This window comes from uncultured Lamprocystis sp., assembly GCF_903933125.1.
In the GTDB taxonomy this organism is placed as follows: Bacteria; Pseudomonadota; Gammaproteobacteria; order Chromatiales; family Chromatiaceae; genus Thiodictyon.
The window spans coordinates 1-1709 of sequence record NZ_CAIZIZ010000023.1; the positions used below are offsets into that span (position 1 = coordinate 1).

Consider the following 1709-nt stretch of genomic DNA (forward strand, 5'->3'; position numbering starts at 1 on the left):
CACGCAACTGCGGATGTTGGTTCAGGCGGGCCAGCAGTCGCTCATCGTTGGGGGGCAGCACAGTGCTCATTGGGCGATCCTCGGGTGTGTAGACGGGTACCGCTGTATTTTAAGCTACCTCATCAGTTTCGATCGCACCCGAACTCTTACTTCCGGGCTTCGTGTCGTCACCACTTGTCCCTCGTGATCTGAAGCGGGGGACGCGAGCCCCGGACTGGAAGTCGCGTCAGGACGGAGGAAAGGCAAGCAGGATGCGGAGCCGTGCGGCCCCTGACTGCGGGTGGATCATCCGATGACGAATGCTGCCGGTATGGCAGCATTCGCCGCGGATCAGTTCAACAGCGACTGCTAGGGCCGCACCAACACGATGCCATCGTAGGCCGGCAAGGTCACCTGCGTGACATCGGCGCCGTCATTGACGGGATCCTGTCCGGTGCCGCCGATCCGCTGGAAGGTGGCACCAAGGTCGACAGTCCGTGCGGTCGGCGTCGCATTGACCACTACCACCGCGTTGTCGAAGTCGCGCCGGAACACATCCGCATTGCCGGCGAACAGGTACACGGAGTCAACCCAAACATCGGTGCTCTCACGGCCCACGTTGAACTTCACCTGGTAATTCCCGGTGCGCGAGGCGGTAAACGTAAACACCTGTCGGCTCCACTGCGCGGGGATCGTCAGCTGCTCGGCTTGATCTCCCACCACGACCTGGATCGTACGGATGGCGCTGGACTTGACGGCGAAGGCGAGCGTGTACTCCACTCCGCTCTGGAGGCTGAGCGTCGGGCCCTTGGCGACGGCACCGGCCTCCGTATTTGCGTAAGTATTATGAGGACTGATGCGCAGTGCACCTGCACCGTCCATGCGGTTATTGGCGGCCGTGTCCCTCGTCACCGTGACATTGGTGCCGCTCCAGCCGGTCAGGTCCACATCAAAAGTGCCTTTTGCCAGCAGGTTACGCTCCGGGGCAAAGACCACTGGATCATAGACGCGATAGCGCGGCCCCAGCGGAAACCCCATCCAGCCCTTGTGCCGGCGCATCTCCGCCTCGTTCGCCGGGTTCGAGGCGATGGCCTGACCGAAGGTCAGCGAGCCGGGCACCACGTCGACAGCATACTCGTCCCACCAAGGATCGCCCACGCCGGTATTGTTCTCCTGCGCGTAGTAACCGTCGTCGAGCAAGGTCAGGCCCAGGCTGAAACGGAACGGTGCATTGCTGGTTCCGGGCGTATTGTAATACTTATACCGCAGCGTCGACACCCGGCTGATGGTTTGTGAATAGCGGGGGCCCACATTGCCGTGGTGCATCAGCATACTGTACTGCGACAACCGGCCGTCGATCTCCCGATAGTCGGGTGCGGCGTTGCCGATGTCCCGCTGCGGCCAACCTTCCATATCGTTCCCGTTCAGGGTGGTGAAACCGCGGGACTCGGTCATCCCGCCGACGATCAGCGCGTTTGGCATACGCTCGCGCAAGATGGTATAGAAGTCATCCAGCCCCTGACCCCAGAGATTCTCGCCGGTGGGGGAAATCCCCTCGTCCAGCACCAGGTTATTGTCGACATCCGGCCTCTTGTTCCAGGCGTCCATGATGAAATGGAAGTCCGTATCGAACATGACCCCGGCAATCTTGGCGGTCGTCGCCTTGCCATTTGCATCCTTGTCGTAGTTGGCGGCCAGCCATTCGGCCATGAGCTGGTTCATGCGCTTGC

1 protein-coding gene and 1 pseudogene are annotated in these 1709 nt (G+C 61.4%); one reads left to right on the top strand and one right to left on the bottom strand.

The features are described 5' to 3' along the window. Window positions 1-187: hypothetical protein (locus QZY03_RS00930; RefSeq protein ID WP_295577271.1), on the top strand; the 187-nt coding region annotated here is incomplete at its 5' end. 161 nt (window positions 188-348) lie between these two features. Here the strand turns inward: QZY03_RS00930 and QZY03_RS00935 are convergent. Next, window positions 349-1709 (bottom strand): annotated as a pseudogene (locus QZY03_RS00935) (carbohydrate binding domain-containing protein); the annotation flags it as partial.